At 72.2% G+C, this 15,228-nt stretch carries 16 protein-coding genes; 6 read left to right on the top strand and 10 right to left on the bottom strand.

Annotation, left to right across the window (positions count from 1 at the left end):
- Positions 1–15: 15 nt before the first annotated feature.
- On the bottom strand, positions 16–1,872 hold the full coding sequence (locus ACFY0P_RS18215) for an FUSC family protein (RefSeq protein ID WP_388913498.1): 1,857 nt from the start codon (positions 1,870–1,872) through the stop codon (positions 16–18).
- 560 nt (positions 1,873–2,432) lie between these two features.
- Positions 2,433–3,164 (bottom strand): hypothetical protein, encoded by a 732-nt coding sequence (locus ACFY0P_RS18210; protein WP_388913495.1) that lies wholly within the window; start codon positions 3,162–3,164, stop codon positions 2,433–2,435.
- Positions 3,165–3,682: 518 nt separating this feature from the next.
- Between ACFY0P_RS18210 and ACFY0P_RS18205 the strand changes: the two genes are divergently transcribed.
- Both ACFY0P_RS18205 and ACFY0P_RS18200 read left to right on the top strand, forming a co-directional pair.
- A complete protein-coding gene (locus ACFY0P_RS18205; protein ID WP_388913492.1) occupies positions 3,683–4,096 on the top strand; it encodes a RidA family protein in 414 nt (137 codons plus the stop codon).
- A complete protein-coding gene (locus ACFY0P_RS18200; protein WP_388913489.1) occupies positions 4,093–4,545 on the top strand; it encodes a GNAT family N-acetyltransferase in 453 nt (150 codons plus the stop codon). Before ACFY0P_RS18205 ends, ACFY0P_RS18200 begins: the two co-directional genes overlap by 4 nt.
- A gap of 33 nt (positions 4,546–4,578) precedes the next feature.
- Here ACFY0P_RS18200 and ACFY0P_RS18195 read toward each other — a convergent pair whose 3' ends face one another.
- Positions 4,579–5,307, bottom strand: a complete 729-nt coding sequence (locus ACFY0P_RS18195; RefSeq protein WP_388913486.1) for an aspartate/glutamate racemase family protein — start codon at positions 5,305–5,307, stop codon at positions 4,579–4,581.
- Between the two features lie 5 nt (positions 5,308–5,312).
- Positions 5,313–6,794, bottom strand: a complete 1,482-nt coding sequence (locus ACFY0P_RS18190) for an NCS1 family nucleobase:cation symporter-1 (protein ID WP_388913483.1) — start codon at positions 6,792–6,794, stop codon at positions 5,313–5,315.
- 138 nt (positions 6,795–6,932) lie between these two features.
- Here ACFY0P_RS18190 and ACFY0P_RS18185 point away from each other — a divergent pair, with 138 nt between their 5' ends.
- Both ACFY0P_RS18185 and ACFY0P_RS18180 read left to right on the top strand, forming a co-directional pair.
- The gene (locus tag ACFY0P_RS18185; RefSeq protein WP_388913480.1) at positions 6,933–7,625 is read left to right on the top strand and encodes a GntR family transcriptional regulator; all 693 of its coding nucleotides are present in this window, start codon (positions 6,933–6,935) and stop codon (positions 7,623–7,625) included.
- A 122-nt stretch (positions 7,626–7,747) separates the two neighbouring features.
- A complete protein-coding gene (locus tag ACFY0P_RS18180; protein ID WP_388913477.1) occupies positions 7,748–9,220 on the top strand; it encodes a LamG domain-containing protein in 1,473 nt (490 codons plus the stop codon).
- A gap of 32 nt (positions 9,221–9,252) precedes the next feature.
- Here the strand turns inward: ACFY0P_RS18180 and ACFY0P_RS18175 are convergent, their stop codons facing one another.
- The gene (locus tag ACFY0P_RS18175) at positions 9,253–9,954 is read right to left on the bottom strand and encodes a uracil-DNA glycosylase (RefSeq protein WP_388913474.1); all 702 of its coding nucleotides are present in this window, start codon (positions 9,952–9,954) and stop codon (positions 9,253–9,255) included.
- Positions 9,955–10,164: 210 nt separating this feature from the next.
- Between ACFY0P_RS18175 and ACFY0P_RS18170 the strand changes: the two genes are divergently transcribed.
- Positions 10,165–10,797 carry an RNA-binding S4 domain-containing protein gene (locus ACFY0P_RS18170; protein ID WP_388913471.1) on the top strand — a complete coding sequence of 211 codons (633 nt, stop codon included), beginning with the start codon at positions 10,165–10,167 and terminating at the stop codon, positions 10,795–10,797.
- A gap of 82 nt (positions 10,798–10,879) precedes the next feature.
- Here the strand turns inward: ACFY0P_RS18170 and ACFY0P_RS18165 are convergent, their stop codons facing one another.
- The gene (locus tag ACFY0P_RS18165) at positions 10,880–11,560 is read right to left on the bottom strand and encodes a class I SAM-dependent methyltransferase (RefSeq protein ID WP_388914146.1); all 681 of its coding nucleotides are present in this window, start codon (positions 11,558–11,560) and stop codon (positions 10,880–10,882) included.
- Positions 11,561–11,687: 127 nt separating this feature from the next.
- Complete coding sequence (locus tag ACFY0P_RS18160; protein WP_388913468.1) at positions 11,688–12,602, bottom strand: acyltransferase domain-containing protein; 915 nt, start codon at positions 12,600–12,602, stop codon at positions 11,688–11,690.
- 65 nt (positions 12,603–12,667) lie between these two features.
- Between ACFY0P_RS18160 and ACFY0P_RS18155 the strand changes: the two genes are divergently transcribed.
- The gene (locus tag ACFY0P_RS18155; protein ID WP_388913465.1) at positions 12,668–12,967 is read left to right on the top strand and encodes a DUF6343 family protein; all 300 of its coding nucleotides are present in this window, start codon (positions 12,668–12,670) and stop codon (positions 12,965–12,967) included.
- An 87-nt stretch (positions 12,968–13,054) separates the two neighbouring features.
- On the opposite strand, the gene ACFY0P_RS18150 is transcribed toward ACFY0P_RS18155, so the two are convergent.
- The 3 genes from ACFY0P_RS18150 to ACFY0P_RS18140 all read right to left on the bottom strand — a co-directional run bounded on the left by ACFY0P_RS18150 (position 13,055) and on the right by ACFY0P_RS18140 (position 15,174).
- Positions 13,055–13,441, bottom strand: coding sequence for a tetratricopeptide repeat protein (locus ACFY0P_RS18150; RefSeq protein ID WP_294010760.1), 387 nt, complete (start codon positions 13,439–13,441; stop codon positions 13,055–13,057).
- A 50-nt stretch (positions 13,442–13,491) separates the two neighbouring features.
- Positions 13,492–14,124, bottom strand: a complete 633-nt coding sequence (gene coaE / locus ACFY0P_RS18145) for a dephospho-CoA kinase (RefSeq protein WP_388913462.1) — start codon at positions 14,122–14,124, stop codon at positions 13,492–13,494.
- Between the two features lie 111 nt (positions 14,125–14,235).
- A complete protein-coding gene (locus ACFY0P_RS18140; RefSeq protein ID WP_388913459.1) occupies positions 14,236–15,174 on the bottom strand; it encodes a PAC2 family protein in 939 nt (312 codons plus the stop codon).
- Between the last annotated feature and the right edge of the window lie 54 nt (positions 15,175–15,228).

Below are 15,228 nucleotides of genomic sequence, written 5' to 3'. Positions count from 1 at the left end.
GCACCTTCGCGCTGACTACGCGGCGACCGGCAGCCGGGGCACCGCGACCCCGAGCCGCTGCCCACGGCGCTCCAACTCGGCCACCAGGTCTTCGAGTTGCCGGGTGTGCCGGGCGGTCAGCCGCCCCGTCTCGTCGAGGTGCACGGCACACGCGGTGGTCGTGTCCACGAGCCGTTCGAGTACGGCGGCCACCGCGTCCGTGCCCTCGGTGTGCCGGGCGAGGGCGGGCAGTTCGGCGGCGGCGAGCGCGATGGCGGCTCGGGCCTCGGCGAGGGTGCGGTAGGCCTCGCGGCGCAGGGCCCAGCGTTCGCCGCGGTCGCCGGACCCGCTGAGGACGTGGTCGAGATAGGCGTGCGCGGCCCGCCCGGCCGCCGCGAGCCGGGCCCGTACCCCGCCGCCCCGCTTCCCCGCCAACGGCAGATGGCCGACGATCAGCACGAGCGCGCAGGCCAGCAGCGTCTCGCCGATGCGGCTGAAGGAGGCCTGCGGTTCGCCGCCGACCATGACCAGGGCGAGCACGAGGACGGTGACGACGGCGGTCTGGGCGCCGAAGTGCCGGGTGGACACCGGGACGGCCGCCCCGCAGACCGCCACCAGCGCGATGAGTCCCTCGGGCCGGGGCAGCACGGCGGCGAGGCCCGCGAAGACGAGGGCGCCGAGGACGGTTCCCGCGGCTCGGCACAGCACCCGGGAGGCGAGCGGCCCGAGGTCGGGCTTGACGAGGAAGACGGCGGTGGCGGGCAGCCAGTACCAGTGCTGGTGCTCGCCGTACCAGCGGGCGTGGTGGAGGGCCTGGGCGATGGCGGCGCTGACCCCGAAGCAGAGGGCGACCCGAAGCCCGTACTCGCGCCCGCCGCTGCCGAACGCGGCCCGCACGAGTTCGCGGGCGGGGCGGCGCCGGGCCGGTGGCCGCTGCTCGGTGCCCTCGGCCCGGTCGAAGGTCTCCGCGGCGCGCAGCAGGGCGTCGTCGAGGGCGCGCAGCGCGGGCAGGGACCGCGAGGGTGCGGGCAGCGGACCGGTACCGCCGTTGGCACGGACCGCGGCGGCGAGCCGCCGGGGCCCCTCGGCCGCCCGCGCGGATATCGGCTCCCCGGCCCAGGCGAGGGCGGTGGCCGCCTCGGCGAGGGGCAGGGCGGCGGCGTACTGCGCGTGCAGCCGGCGTTCGGCGGCGGAACTGGCGTACCGCCGCAGCCGGGGCCCGGTGAGCGCGTCCTGGGCGTGGTCGAGCGCGGCGGTGAGGGCGACCCGCTTTCGGCCCGCGGCCTCGCCGCCCACCGCGTCGAGCAGGCCGGCGACGGCGTCGTACACGGCGGCGACGGCGTCCCGTTCCCCGTCGAAGCGGAAGTCACCGGCGATCGCGCCGGGGGTGGGCAGGGCCAGGCGGAGCACGACCAGCCAGCCGGCGCCCGCGAGGAAGGCGAGGGCGCGCTGCCAGCCCGCCTCGGCGACCGGCATTCCGGCGCCGATGGCGGCGGCGACCAGCAGCTGCGTCCCGGCTCCGGAGGCGACGGGCCCGACGGCACTCGTCCCGCCGGCGACCAGCCCGAGCCCGGTGAGCAGAAGGGTCAGGGGCACGGCGGTGAGGTGCTCCCCGCCGTACGTCCCGACGAGCAGCCCGAGCGCACCGGCGGCCGCGGGCACCCCGAGCCGCCGTACGGCGGATCGCCGGCTGCCCGGCCGGTCGTTGATCCCGGCGAGCATGGCGGCGATGGCGGCGACGACGCCGAGGGAGGTGCGGTGCAGCAGGACGGCGGTGAGCAGCAGCGGCCCGGCGGCCAGCGCCCCTCTCGTCACCGCGCTCCAGGACACGGGCCCGCGCTGGGTGCGCAGGGCGTGGGCGAGCCAGGGCGGCAGGGCGATACGACGGGACACGGGGCTCCTGTCCGGACGAGGGCGGGGTGTGCCTTCGGGCGACGGTGGCCGGGCTGTTGGCTTGTGTGTCCCACGGTAGATCGTGTTCCGGTACGGAAAGGTGCGTTCGCATTTCGTGGGTGTGACAAGTGCCCCGGAGAGCCGCGTTCTTTATGAACGCAATTCCGTGCGGGCCCGTTTCGGGGCGGAACGCGAGCGGGCCCGAGGGCGTAGCCTGCCCCCGGGCCCAGGAATGCCACCCATCGTCACACGCCGGCACTCTTGAGAACCCGGGTCAGTCATTAGGTCGTCGCGTCCTTCCTTTGGACCACCACGCATCGAGCTGCGCGGGCAGGACTTGAACCTGCATTTCGACGTACTGGGGCCCGGGCCCGGTCGATCCGGCGATCGGCGGCGAATGCTGAGTCTGGAGCGAGAGTCTGAGATTCAACGCGGTCCGCCCGGTGTGCACGGCGTGCGTGGTGTGCACTGCGGGTACGGCCGCTCTTCACGACAAGGCTCAGCTTCAGCTTTGCGCTCCTCGCGCACCCCGGCCGCGGGGGCCGGGGAGTCTGGAACGGCTACCCGAAGAGGTAGCCGAACACCGCGTCCCCGACCCGCTGGTCGACGACGTCGGCGCCGTTCGCCTCCTCGCGGGCGAACTTGACGGCCTGCTGCAACTTCTCGACCCGGTCGAGGAGTTCGTTGACGCGCCGCGCGGGCAGGGCACCCGAGAACTTCACGGTGGTCCAGTACCCCACCGGCACGTCCTCGTAGTACACCTCGACCTGGGCCGGATGCTTCTCGGTCGCCTCGGCCTTCACATGGTTCCGGGGCACCTTCCTGGTCCGCAACGTCCGCACCGGCTCGGTCTTCCAGGAGTCGGTGGAGGGATCCTGCACCCACGACTCGGAGGCGTCGAGCACGGGCAGCTTCCGCACGAAAGTATTGAGATCGACGAGCTGCTTCTCCAGGAACAGCAGATAGGCCACGGGCACACCGGCGACCAGCACCCGCCCGTCCACCTTCACATCGGCCCTGGCCTCACAGTTCGCCCAGTCCTTGGTGGCGGTCACGTCGAAGAGCCGCGTCAGCGTGGCCGAGGTCTCCCGCAGCACGTCCTCGGCCTTGACCTGAACCCGCGTGGCCTCGGGCGGCAACTGCTCGCCCTCCTCGTCCTTCGGCTGATACGTCCGCGAGATACCGGCCAGCAGCGCGGGCTTCTGCAACCCGTGATGAGCTGCCGTCAGGTCCTGATGAGCCTTGGACTTGATGCCCTTCTCGACCGCGATGATCTGATTGAGTTTCGCCACGTGAGGGACGGTAGCAGCGGCAACTGGCTTATTCCCAAGCATTTTTCGAGCGCCGGTGGCGCCCAACACCCAGGATTCCCGTCACAATCCCGCAAGAGATTCATCGACGTGCCGTGGCGAAGGCACCGGACCTCGATGCGACATCCGTCCGGCGGTGATGCATGAGCCGGGTCAGAAGCACACCGAAGCGTGGAGGATTCGCCACGTCGTCGCCTTGTGCTTCGCGCCGAATGGCGACCGACGATCGGTGCGGCCCGAGTCGTGTTTCAGGCACTCGGGGCCGACGAGTCGACCGACTCCTCCAGAGGGAAGGCTGCTCGGCCAGATCCAGGCTCCGTCGGTATTGATCGCATACCGAGCACCCCACCGCCGTCACCGTGGCGGACAACGAGCCCTGGCCGTACCGTCGTGCGGCGGCCTCCCGCCCTGTGACACCCGCTGCGGGAAATTCGGGTGCGATCACCCGGCGTGAGCCCGGATGATCGACAGGTTGTCCGCCGTTCACTCAAGGAGCCCCCGTGATCCAGCGCGTCACCGCCCCGGCTCTCTTCCCGCCGCCCGGCTACTCGCACGTCTCCGTGGTCGAGGCAGGTACGAAGCTCGCGTTCCTCGCCGGTTCCGTTCCGCTGGACGACGAGGGCAAGCTCGTCGGCGAGGGGGACGCGCCGCGGCAGGCCGAGCGGGTGATCGCCAACCTGCGGGAGCAACTCCGGTCGGTCGGCAGCGACTTGGAGCATGTGCTGGCGACCGATGTGTACGTCGTGAGCAGTGAGCCCGCGGTGCTGTCCAGCGTGTGGGAGGTCGTCGAGGCCTCCGGGCTCAGCGCCGGGCCGCACTCGTCGACGCTGGTCGGCGTCGCCTGTCTGGGCTACACCGGGCAACTGGTGGAGATCACGGCCACGGCCGTCGTACCCGAGGGGGCGCGGGTGTGAACGCCGAGGTCGTGCTGCGCCGCGCCGGTGGGCCGGATGCCGCCGGGGTCGCCGATGTCTGGCTGCGGTCGTTCGGCGCCGCCCTGCCCACCGTCGTGCGGCCGCGCTCGGACGACGAGGTGCGCGCGTACATCCGGGACGTCGTGGTGCCGGCGCGCGAGACGTGGGTCGCGGAGGCGGGCGGTCGCGTCGTGGGGATGATGGTGCTCGCGGGAGATCTGTTGTCCCAGTTGTATCTGGCTCCCGAGTGGCGGGGGCGCGGCATCGGCGACCGGCTCGTCGCGCTGGCCAAGGAGCGCTCACCTTCGGGGCTGACGCTCTGGACCTTCCAGGTCAACAAGCCCGCGCACCGGTTCTACGAGCGGCACGGCTTCGTCGCCGTCGAGCACACGGACGGGAGCGGGAACGAGGAGCGGGAGCCGGATGTGCGGTACGTGTGGCGGCCCTGAGCCGGCCTCGGCTACCCCGAGAGGACACTCGCGCTACGGCCGCCCCGGTACGGCCCCCCACACCCGCCTCTTCGCCAACGGCTTCCGGTAGCTCCCCGCCCGGCTCGTCGTGAGCCCCAGCGTCACCAGCGACTCGGCCAGCTTCACCGCCGCGCCGACCCCGTCGACCACCGGAACGCCGAGCTTCTCCCCCACCACCCGCTGCAACCCCGTCATCCCGGCACAGCCGAGGACCAGGACCTCGGCGCCGGCGTCCCGGACCCGCTCGGCCGCCTCGAGGAACGCGGCCTCCGTGCGCCCGGGGTCACCGGCGAGGTCCAGGACGCCGAGTCCGGTGCCGGTGACGGCGACGCAGTTGCGGGCCACCCCGGCGGTCTCCAGGCTGTCCTCGATCTGCCCGCGCGACCGGTCCAGGGTGGTGACGACGCCGTAGCGGCGGCCCAGCAGACAGGCGAGATGGGCGGCGGCCTCGGTGATGTCGACGACCGGCACGTCCACCAACTCCCGGACGCCCTCGCGCCCGTGCTCGCCGAAACCGGCCATGACCACCGCGTCGTACGACGGACCGGTGTACGTCCGCAGCGCGTCCAGGACCGCGGCCGCCGACAGGTAGCTGTCCAGCCAGCCCTCCGCCGACTCGGGCCCCCAGTCCGGGGTCAGCCCGGTCACGGCGGTGCCCGGGCCTGCGGCGGCCCGGGCACCTCGCACGATCTCCTCGGTCATCTCCTGCGTGGTGTTGCAGTTGGTGACGACGATCCGCACGTCCTTCAGACCTCCTCGGCCACGGCGACGGGGGCGAGGGCGGCGATGGGGGCGCGGTCACGGCGGCACAGTGTCAGGTAGAGACCCGCGGCCAGCGCGGTGCCGATGAACCAGGAGTACGGCGCCACGTCGCTGAACGTCTTCACCAGCGCGAGCACGGCCGCGACCGCCGCCGAGGGCAGGAACGCCCACAGGGCCTTGGGGTTGACGCCCTTGCGGTAGTGGTACGGGGAGCCGGGGGTCGCGTCGAAGAGTTCCCGGACGTCCACCCGGCCGCGCTTGACCCAGTAGTAGTCGACCATGATCACGCCGAACAGCGGGCCCAGGAAGGCGCCGAGGCCGCCGAGGAAGTAGTTGACGACGGTGGGGTTGGAGAAGAGGTTCCAGGGCGTGACGACCAGGGCCGCCACCGTGCTGATCATGCCGCCGACCTTGAAGCTGATCTTCTGCGGCCAGACGTTGGCCAGGTCGTACGCCGGTGAGACGAAGTTGGCGACGATGTTGACGCCCATGGTGGCGACCGCGAAGGTCAGTGCCGCCACGACCAGGACCCAGGTGTTGCCGACCTTGGCCACCAGTTCGGCCGGGTCGGTGATGGCCTCGCCGAAGACTTCGAGGGAGCCCGCCGTGACGATCACGGAGACGACCACGAAGGCCGTGGAGTTGATCGGCAGGCCCCAGAAGTTGCCGCGGCGGACGGTGCGGTAGTCGGGCGCGAAGCGGGAGAAGTCGCAGAAGTTGAGCATCAGGGTGCCGTAGGTGGCGAGGATCAGGCCGATCGCGCCGAACCACTGCCGCCACTGCTCGCCGACGGAGACCGGGTGCGGGGTGGAGGTGAGCGAGATCGTCCAGTGGGCCTTGGCCAGGATCCAGACGGCGAGGGCGATCATGACGAGCCAGATCGCGGGACCGCAGAAGTCCTGGAACCTGCGGATCGTCTCCATGCCCCGGCTGATGATCGCCGCCTGGATCAGCCAGAGCGAGACGAAGGAGATCCAGCCCAGCGTGTCCAGGCCCAGGAAGGAGCTCTCGGTCAGGGACTTCAGGCCCGGCCAGGCCGCCAGCAGCATCACGTTGACGGCGACGGACGCCAGGTAGGTCTGGATGCCGTACCACATGATGGCGATCACGGCCCGGATGAGCGCCGGGATGTTGGCACCCCAGACACCGAAGCTGATGCGGCTGACCACCGGGAACGGCACGCCGTGCCGCTGGCCGATCCTGCCCATCCAGTTCATGCCGACGTAGATGAGCACGAAGCCGGCGAGGAGGGAGGTGAAGACCTGCCAGACGTTCATGCCGAGGACCAGCAGACCGGCGGCGAAGGTGTAGTTGCCGAGGTTGTGGACGTCGGACATCCACATGGCGAAGAGATCGAAGACCTTCCAGTTCCGCCGCTCGGCGGGGGCGAGGTCTTCGTTGGTGAGGCGGGGGTCGGGGACGAACTCGAGTGCGCCGGTGGCTTCGGCGCGGTCGGCGAGGGACACGGGGCCTCCAGGGAACCAACCGGTGTACCAGCTTTTGGTATACCAAACTGCGGTCATGGTGCTCCCGTCAAGCGTTCCGACCGATGTCCGTCCCGTTACGGCTCCGTAAAAGCCCTCCGGGTCGGCGAAAATGACCTCATGGGCTCCCCCACGACGAAGATCGAACCCCTGGGCGCGGTGCGCGAGCGCGTCCTCGCGTCCCTGCGGCAGGACATCATCGCCGGGCGCCTGGGCCCGGGCGACCGGCTGGTGGAACGGGAGCTCGCCGAGCGGTTCGGGGTGTCCCGGGTACCGGTCCGGGAGGCGATCCGGGCCCTGGTGGCCGAGGGCTTCGTCCTCTTCGAGTCGGCCCGCCGTACGGTCGTGCGCCGGCTGACCCCGACCGACGTCAAGGAACTCTTCGAACTGCGCGAGGCGTTGGAGGTGTACGCGGCAGGGCTGGCGGCGGTGCGGGCGACCCCGGAGGCGCTGGCCGAGCTGCGGGAGCTGCTCGACCGGGCGGCCACGGCGACCCGGGCGGGCGACGCCGAGACCATCACCGACATCAACACCCGTTTCCACGACCGGATCCTGGCCCTGGCCGGCAACAGTCTGCTCATCTCGGTCATGGAACCGGTCGACGGCCGGCTGCGCTGGCTCACCCGGCGGAACGAGGAGTGGCCGCAACTCCTGACCGAGCACCGCGAGTTGTACGACGCGATCGCCTCCGGCGACCCGGACCGCGCCCGCGCCCGCGCGCTCGGCCACGTCCAGGCCAACTACCGGTCGACGGTGCGCCACCTCTTCGGCGAGGACACCGGCGACCAGCCGACGAGTCCGGCTGCCCGGTAGCCGTCCACAGGAACACCAGTTCGCACAGGGATCTCCTAGAGTTCTCCTCACCAGTGAAGATCGAAAGGGATCCGCGCGGGCCGGAGAGGGATCCGAGCGGACCGGACGGGGAGGGCATGACCATGGTGAGCAGACGGGGGCTGTTGAGCGGAGCCGCGCTGGTGGGGATGGGTGCGGTGGCCGGCATGACGGTGGGCGCGGGGAGCGCCGCCGCCGACGAGCCGCTGGACACGCCGTTCACCCCGGTCGCCGCGCCGCATCTGGCCGAGGCCGAGCAGTTGGTGCGGTACCAGCGACTGCTGGCGGCCGGCTATCTCCCGACGGGACTGGCCGGACACTGGCCGCTGGACGGCTCCGGCGCCGACCGCTCCGGTCTCGAGCACCCGGTCACCCTGGGCCCGGGAGCGAGCTGGACCGCTCTCCGTGCGGGCGGCGAACTGAGCTTCGACGGCACCGCCGGTGCCTACGCCGCCACCGCCTCCGTCCTGGACACCACGGCCCCCTTCACGGTCACCGCCTGGGTCCGGCTGGCCGACGACGCCGTGCTCACGAACATGTACACGGCCGTCAGCCAGGACGGCGGCAGCGTCAGCCGCTTCCTGCTCCAGTACGACGACACGGCCCGGACCTGGGCCTTCAAGGTACGCAGCGAGGACCAGAGCACCAAGGTCTCGGCGCTCGCCGCCGCCCCGGTGACGAAGACCGGCGTCTGGACGCATCTGGCGGGCGTCTGGGACGGCACCCGCGTCCTGCTCTATGTGAACGGCGTCCTGGAAGGCAGTGCCGGCACCACCCTGTCCTGGGCCGCGCCCCAGGGCTTCAGCATCGGCCGGGCCCGCTGGGACGGCGGTTACGTGAACCGCTTCAAGGGCGCTGTCGGCGATGTCCGCGCCTACGGCCGTGCCCTCGGCGCCGATGAGATCGCCCTGGTCAGCGGGCGTACGGCACGCGCGAACAACGTCTATCTGATGGACACGTCGGCGACCGTGACCTGGGGCCGCCCGGACGACCTCGCCGACTGGGTGGCCCGGGCCCGCTGCTCGTCCTTCGTCACGGCGCTGCTCAAGCACACCTACGGCTGGGCCACCGACGCCTACTTCCTCCAGTACTTCCAGGAGAAGGGCCCGGAGGCCGCCGACTACTGCTCGGCGTTCCGGAACAGCACCGCCGGTCCGCGCTTCCGCCGCATCCGCAAGGTCACCGACCTGCGGCCGGGCGATCTGATAGCCGTCGACTACAACGGGCAGGACGCGGAGAACACCGGGCACATCGTCATGGTCCGAGAGGTCAAGGGCGTCTTCAGCGGGGTCGCCGACTTCACCGGCGAGACCCAGTACGCCGTCGAGATCGTCGACTGCACCTCCGACCCGCACGGCGTCTACGGCCTCAGCAACTACCCGCGGTACCCGGACACCCGCATGGTCAGCAATGTGGACGGCGAGAGCTTCCAGGGCGTCGGCATCGGCCACATGATGTTCTACGCCTCTGACGCCACCGGCGAGTTCTCCCGGTACCGCTGGAGCGTCAACTCCTCCGCGTCCACCGGCACCCACCCGGTGGACGACCGCCCGGTGGCGGCGGCCCGGATCGTCTGAGCCCCGCCGCGCACGCCGGCCCGCACCGGCCCTCACCCCAGTCCGGCCGCCTCCGCCGCCGTGCTCAGCACGTCGCGGAGCATCTCGGGGGTGAGGCGCCCGGTGAAGGTGTTGCGCTGGCTGACGTGGAAGCAGCCGAAGAGGTCCACGCCGTCGAGGCCGACCCGGGTGCCGTGGGCGAAGGCCGGGCGGGGCCGCGGCACGGTCCAGCCCGCCTCCGCGAACGCCGGCAGCGCGGCCTGCCAGCCGAAGGCACCGAGCACGACGGCCGCGCGCAGCGTCGGCCGCAGCAGCGTCAGCTCCTCGACCAGCCAGTGGCGGCAGGTGTCGCGCTCCTCCGGGGTCGGCTTGTTGGCGGGCGGGGCGCAGTGCACCGGTGCGGTGATACGCACGCCGTACAGCTCCAGGCCGTCGTCGGCGCTGACCGAGGTCGGCTGCGAGGCGAGCCCGACGTCGTACAGCGCCCGGTAGAGCACGTCGCCGGAACGGTCGCCGGTGAACATGCGGCCGGTGCGGTTGCCGCCGTGCGCGGCCGGGGCGAGGCCGATGATCAGCAGCCGGGCGTCGGCGGGCCCGAAGCCGGGCACGGGCCGGCCCCAGTACGTCCAGTCGGCGAACGCGGCCCGCTTGGTGCGCGCCACGTCCTCGCGCCAGGCGACCAGGCGGGGGCAGGCGCGGCAGACGCTGACGCGCTGGTCTAGGCGGGCGAGCTGGGTGCGGGGGGTGTGGTCCACGGTTCAACGGTAGGGCCGGGGCGAGGTCTGCCGGAGCGGCTCGGGTGGGGGTGGCGGGGGTGCGCGTCAGCACCTTGTGGGTCGGTGCGGGATGGCGGCCGCAGGTTGTGTGTGGCTGATCGCGCAGTTCCCCACGCCCCTTTGGGGCGCGGTGGTGGGCGTCGGCAAAACGGTTCCGTCGGTGTCGGCTCGGGGAGCTAAGGTCGGGGCATGGCTTCTGAGGATACGGGCGAGGGCAGGGAGCAGGAGATCGGTGGGACCGGCACCCCCACCGAGGCCGAGCCTGCCGAAGGCACCGACACCGCTGCCGCCCAGGCCTCCGACCCGGCCGCCGTGGCCGCGGCCGTCGCCGCCGCCGAGGCCGCGGGCCCCGCTCCCGGTGAGAACGTGCGCATCGACAGCTGGATCTGGGCCGTCCGCCTGATCAAGACCCGCTCCATGGGAGCCACCGCCTGCCGGGGCGGACATGTCCAGGTGAACGGCGAGCGGGTCAAGCCCGCCCACTCCGTGCGCGTCGGCGACGAGGTGCGGCTGCGCCATGAGGGGCGGGAGCGGATCGTCATCGTGAAGCGGCTGATCCGCAAGCGGGTCGGGGCCCCGGTCGCCGCCGTGTGCTACATCGACAACTCCCCGCCGCCCCCGCCCCGGGAGGCCTTCTCCCCCATCGGCATCCGCGACCGCGGCACCGGCCGCCCCACCAAGCGCGACCGCCGCGAGCTGGAGCGACTGCGCGGCCTCGGCGGCATGGGTGGGGCGGGCGGCATGGGTGGCATGGGTGGGGCCGGCACGGGTGGGACGGGCTCGGCAGGCCGGCCGAGCGGTGGACGCCCCGGCGGACGGTGATCCGTCCGTCTGGCCGGTGCCGCAGGCTCGGCCCGGCCGAGTGGCCCGGCAGCTCCGGACCCGCTCGGCGGGAGCGCCCGCGCTAAGCCGCCGGTACCGCCTTCACCCACGTGCCGTCCTCGGTCAGATACTCGGCCACCTCCAGTCCCGCCTCCGCGAGCGCATCCTCGAACTGTTCCCGGGTGAGCGGGCGGGCCAGGAAGGTCTGGGTCCAGGTCGCGTCCGGGAACTCGTACTCCGCACGCACCGAGTTCACCCCGTCCCCGACCGGCTCGGCCGACAGGATCCGGACGGTGTAGCCGCCGGGGTCGACCCGCTCCCTCGGCACCTTCGTGTGGTAGTCCGCGCCCTCCCGCTGGATGAGCACGCAACCGCCGTCCGCCACGTGCGCCACGCAGGTGCGCAGCATGCCCCGGCGCACCTCCGCGTCCCCGGTGTGCACCAGGAACGACGCGAACATCACCACGTCGAACTTCTCGCCCAGGTCGAGCCCTTCGATGGTGCTGCGTATCGTGCGCGCCCCGCGCACGCGCGCCAGCATCTCCGCCGACTCGTCCACCGCCGTGACCGTGAACCCGCGCTCCAGGAGCGGGTGCGTCATGCGTCCCACACCACTGCCCAGCTCCAGGATGCGGGCGCCGGCCGGGACCGCCGCCTCGATGATGTCCGGCTCGGCCCCGGCGGTCAGGCGCGAGTAGAGCTCGACCGCGCAGCCGTCCGGGGTGATCGCTCCGGGACCCGTCCCCTCGTACCCCTCACGCATTTCAACCGTCATGCCCGAACAACGGCCGGTCGCCGAGCCGCCGTTCCCGCATCCCGACGGTTCACTCGTTCGAGCAGTTCGAAAGCTCGACGGGAACTTTCCTGCGGAAGGGCGCGGTTGACGGCCGTCACTGGTCCCACGGGAACCATCCGTGCCCGACGTACCAGTGGCCGCCCGCCCGCAGGTGGTCGCCGACCGCCCGCTCCACCGACGTCCGGCGGGGCAGGTCCCGTACCGGCAGGTCCGGGTCGCCGAAGACGAAGCCGACCGGTGTGGTGTCGGCCGGCTCCGGGTCCTGCCACCCGGGCCGGAACCGCTCCTGGAAACGGACGATGTTGGAGTCCGCCGCGAGGTGCCGGCGCAGCTGTGGATCGAGCAGCCAGGAGTGGCAGGTCGCGACCGCGTGGGGCTCCTCGGGGAAGTGCCGGGCGAAGAACTCCCGGGCGTGGTCCAGGGAGCGGTCGCAGGCGACCGGGGTGAGCGGCCCGAGGAAGTCGGGGATGTGCAGGTCCAGGGAGGGCTCGCCGCCGGTCACCTCGGTGCCGGCCGACCTGATCGCCTGTGCCGTGCGTTCGCCGAGCCCCGTCCGCTCGTACTGCAGTCGTCCCAGCTGGTAGAGCCGCCCGCAGAAGTGCCGGGTGAGCCAGTGCCCCTGGCGCGTTCCCAGCCCTCCCGTGCCGTACCGCCGACGGTGCAGTGCCATGCCGCGGCCCAGGTCGGCGAGCGTGTGGCGGGAGACGTCGTCGGGAATGCCGCGCGCCCGGTGCACCGCGCGGACGTGCGGCACCGCCGCGAGGAAGACGTACACGAGGAAGTACTCGCCCAGGGCGGCCGGAGCCTGGGCGGCCCGGTCACCGAGCCCGGACGGGTCGTCCACCTCCCGGACGACACCGGTCACGTCCTCGGCGCCCTCTTCCAGCAGCCGTCGTACCCCGGGGTCGGCGCTCACGGTCCGCCGCAGCGCCACCACCTCGCCGATGTCCTCGTGCGGCACGGCGAGGTCGAGGAGCAGGTCGGGCAGGTCGGCGGCGTCCGGCAGCACGGTGGGGTCCCCCTTGGTGAACGTCCGGTCGAGGAGTACGTTTCAGACAGGAGTGGTGATCCGGGATGCGTACGGGCAGTGAACCGGCGACCGCCCGCAGTGCCCTGCGGGCGCGGTTGTGGCTGAGCGTGTGGGGGCTGACCTGGGCCATCTTCGGCACGGCGGCGTTCGCGCTGGTCGGGCGCCCCGGCTGGGCGGCTGCCTGCGGGGTGCTGTGGCTGGTCGCCACCGTCGACATGGCCGTGATCCTCAGGCACATCCGGCAGGGCCCTCACTATCAGCCGGGGCGTGATGTGCCGCCGTACCCGCCCGCGGACACCCGCCCGCCGCCCTTCCGGCGCCCGCCGCGGCACGGCCACCCGTGAGGGAGCATCCGGAGACGGCCCGCCGACGCGCACTCCGCTTGCTCACACTCCGCTTGGTCACACTCCGCCCGCTCACACCCCGCCGGCTCACGCGTCCGTGTCGAAGCGGGCCGCTTTGAGGTACTCCGGGTTCGGGTCCAGGGCGGCCGCCAGCCGGAAGTGGCGTATCGCGAGGTCGGCGCGGCCCTGGCGCTGGTAGGTGCGGGCGAGCGCGAAGTGGGCGAACGCGTTGTCCGGTTCACGCTCCAGGACGATGGTGAACTCCAGCTCGGCGGGTCGCAGTTGCGCGGCCGCGAAGAAGGCACGCGCGCGCAGCAGCCGGGCGGCTGTGTTCTCGGGGTGCGCGCCGATCACTCCGTCGAGCAGCTTCACCGCGCCCCGCGGGTCCCGTGCGTTGAGCAGTTGCTCGGCGGCACGGAAGTCGATCACATGCGTCTCCGGAGTACGTCCGGTCGAACCGCTGGTCTCGGGCACGGCAAAGTCCTTCCCTCACTGAAGCGGTTCAACGCCCGGACGGGTGCCCGCTATTTCGAAGACGCATTCCGCTCGTTCGAACCGGCTGTCCGCGCGCGGCGCAGGAGGTCGGCCCACACCTCCCCGACGCGCTGCCGGAGCGCGTCCAGGGGGACGTCGTTGTCGATCACGATGTCCGCGACCTCCAGGCGCTTCTCGCGCGTCGCCTGCGCGGCCATGCGTGCGCGGGCGTCCTCCTCGGTCATCCCCCGCAGCCGTGTCAGCCGGTCCAGCTGGGTCTCTGGGGCGGCGTCCACGACGACCACGACGTCGTAGAGCTGCGCGAGGTCGTTCTCCGCGAGGAGCGGGACGTCGTGGACCACCACGGCGTCGTCGGCGGCCGCGCTCTCCAGCTCGCGGGAGCGGGCCCCGACGAGGGGGTGCACGATCGAGTTCAGTACGGCGAGTCTCGCGGGGTCGGCGAAGACGATCGAGCCGAGCCTGGGCCGGTCCAGGCTGCCGTCGGCGGCCAGCACCTCCGGGCCGAAGGCCTCGGTCACGGCGGCCAGGCCGGGGGTTCCGGGCGCGACGACCTCCCGCGCGATGCGGTCCGCGTCGATCAGCACCGCGCCGTGCCCGACGAGCAGCCGCGACACCTCGCTCTTGCCGGCGCCGATGCCGCCGGTGAGACCAACTTTGAGCATGCCCCGAAGCTTAGGCCCTGGCACCGACACCGGCCGTGACGGGGCTCGGTCGCCCTCGCACCGGCCTGGGCTCGCCGCCCCGGCCGGTGCGTGGTCACGTGCGGGCGGGCCTCAGTTGTCGCCCTCGCGCTCCGCGAGGAAGCGCTCGAACTCGAGGCCGATCTCGTCCGCCGAGGGGATCTCCACCGGCTCGGCGAGCATGTTGCCCCGCGTCTCGGCGCCCGCGGCCGCGTCGTACTGGTGCTCAAGGCCCTGCACGAGGGCGGTCAGCTCCTCGTCGCCCTCCTGGATCTGGCTGTCGATCTCCGTCTGGGTGCGGTGCGCGTCCGTGCGCAGGGCGTGCGCGATGCCCGGGAGGACCAGGCCGGTGGCGGCCGTGACGGCCTCCAGGACGGTCAGGGCGGCGTCCGGGTAGGGCGAGCGGGCGATGTAGTGCGGCACGTGCGCTGCGACGCCCAGGACGTCGTGGCCGGCCTCCATCAAGCGGAATTCGAGCAGCGACTCGGCGCTGCCGGGCACCTGGGCCTCGTCGAAGGGGCTGCGGTGTCCCGGGACCAGGTCGGTGCGGTTGCCGTGCGGGGTGAGGCCGACGGGGCGGGTGTGCGGGACGCCCATGGGGATGCCGTGGAAGTTCACGGACAGGCGGACGCCGAGCCGCTCCACGATCTGCTGTACGGCAGCGGCGAAGCGCTCCCACTCGACGTCCGGCTCGGGGCCGGAGAGCAGCAGGAAGGGGGCGCCGGTGGCGTCCTGGACCAGGCGGACCTCGATGCTGGGCTCCTCGTACTCGGTCCAGCGGTCCCGCGTGAAGGTCAGCAGCGGGCGGCGCGCCCGGTAGTCCACGAGCCGGTCGTGGTCGAAGCGGGCGACGACCTGGTGGGGCAGCGAGTCGAGCAGCCGGTCGACGATCTGGTCGCCGGTCTCACCCGCGTCGATGTATCCGTCGAAGTGGTAGAGCATGACAAGACCGGCCGATTCCTGGGCAAGCGCCATGTCGACGACGGCCAGCCCCTTCGGCTCCCATGCGTACAAACCCTGCGGATCAAGCACTGTGACCGCTCCTCCTCGTGTTCATACGGGTCAACGCGGCACTGACCACAGGCA

Origin of the sequence: Streptomyces sp. NPDC001714, assembly GCF_042892755.1 — a bacterium.
GTDB lineage: Bacteria > Actinomycetota > Actinomycetes > Streptomycetales > Streptomycetaceae > Streptomyces.
The sequence above is the reverse complement of the archived record's forward strand: the minus strand, read 5'-3'. Positions and strand labels throughout refer to the sequence as shown.

Bases quoted from the DNA above. Each gene is read 5' to 3' on its own strand.
- coaE (WP_388913462.1), bottom strand. From the start codon at position 14,124: ATGCTCAAAGTTGGTCTCACCGGCGGCATCGGCGCCGGCAAGAGCGAG.
- ACFY0P_RS18165 (WP_388914146.1), bottom strand. From the start codon at position 11,560: ATGCGTGAGGGGTACGAGGGGACGGGTCCCGGAGCGATCACCCCGGAC.
- ACFY0P_RS18155 (WP_388913465.1), top strand. From the start codon at position 12,668: ATGCGTACGGGCAGTGAACCGGCGACCGCCCGCAGTGCCCTGCGGGCG.
- ACFY0P_RS18185 (WP_388913480.1), top strand. From the start codon at position 6,933: ATGGGCTCCCCCACGACGAAGATCGAACCCCTGGGCGCGGTGCGCGAG.
- ACFY0P_RS18170 (WP_388913471.1), top strand. From the start codon at position 10,165: ATGGCTTCTGAGGATACGGGCGAGGGCAGGGAGCAGGAGATCGGTGGG.
- ACFY0P_RS18180 (WP_388913477.1), top strand. From the start codon at position 7,748: ATGGTGAGCAGACGGGGGCTGTTGAGCGGAGCCGCGCTGGTGGGGATG.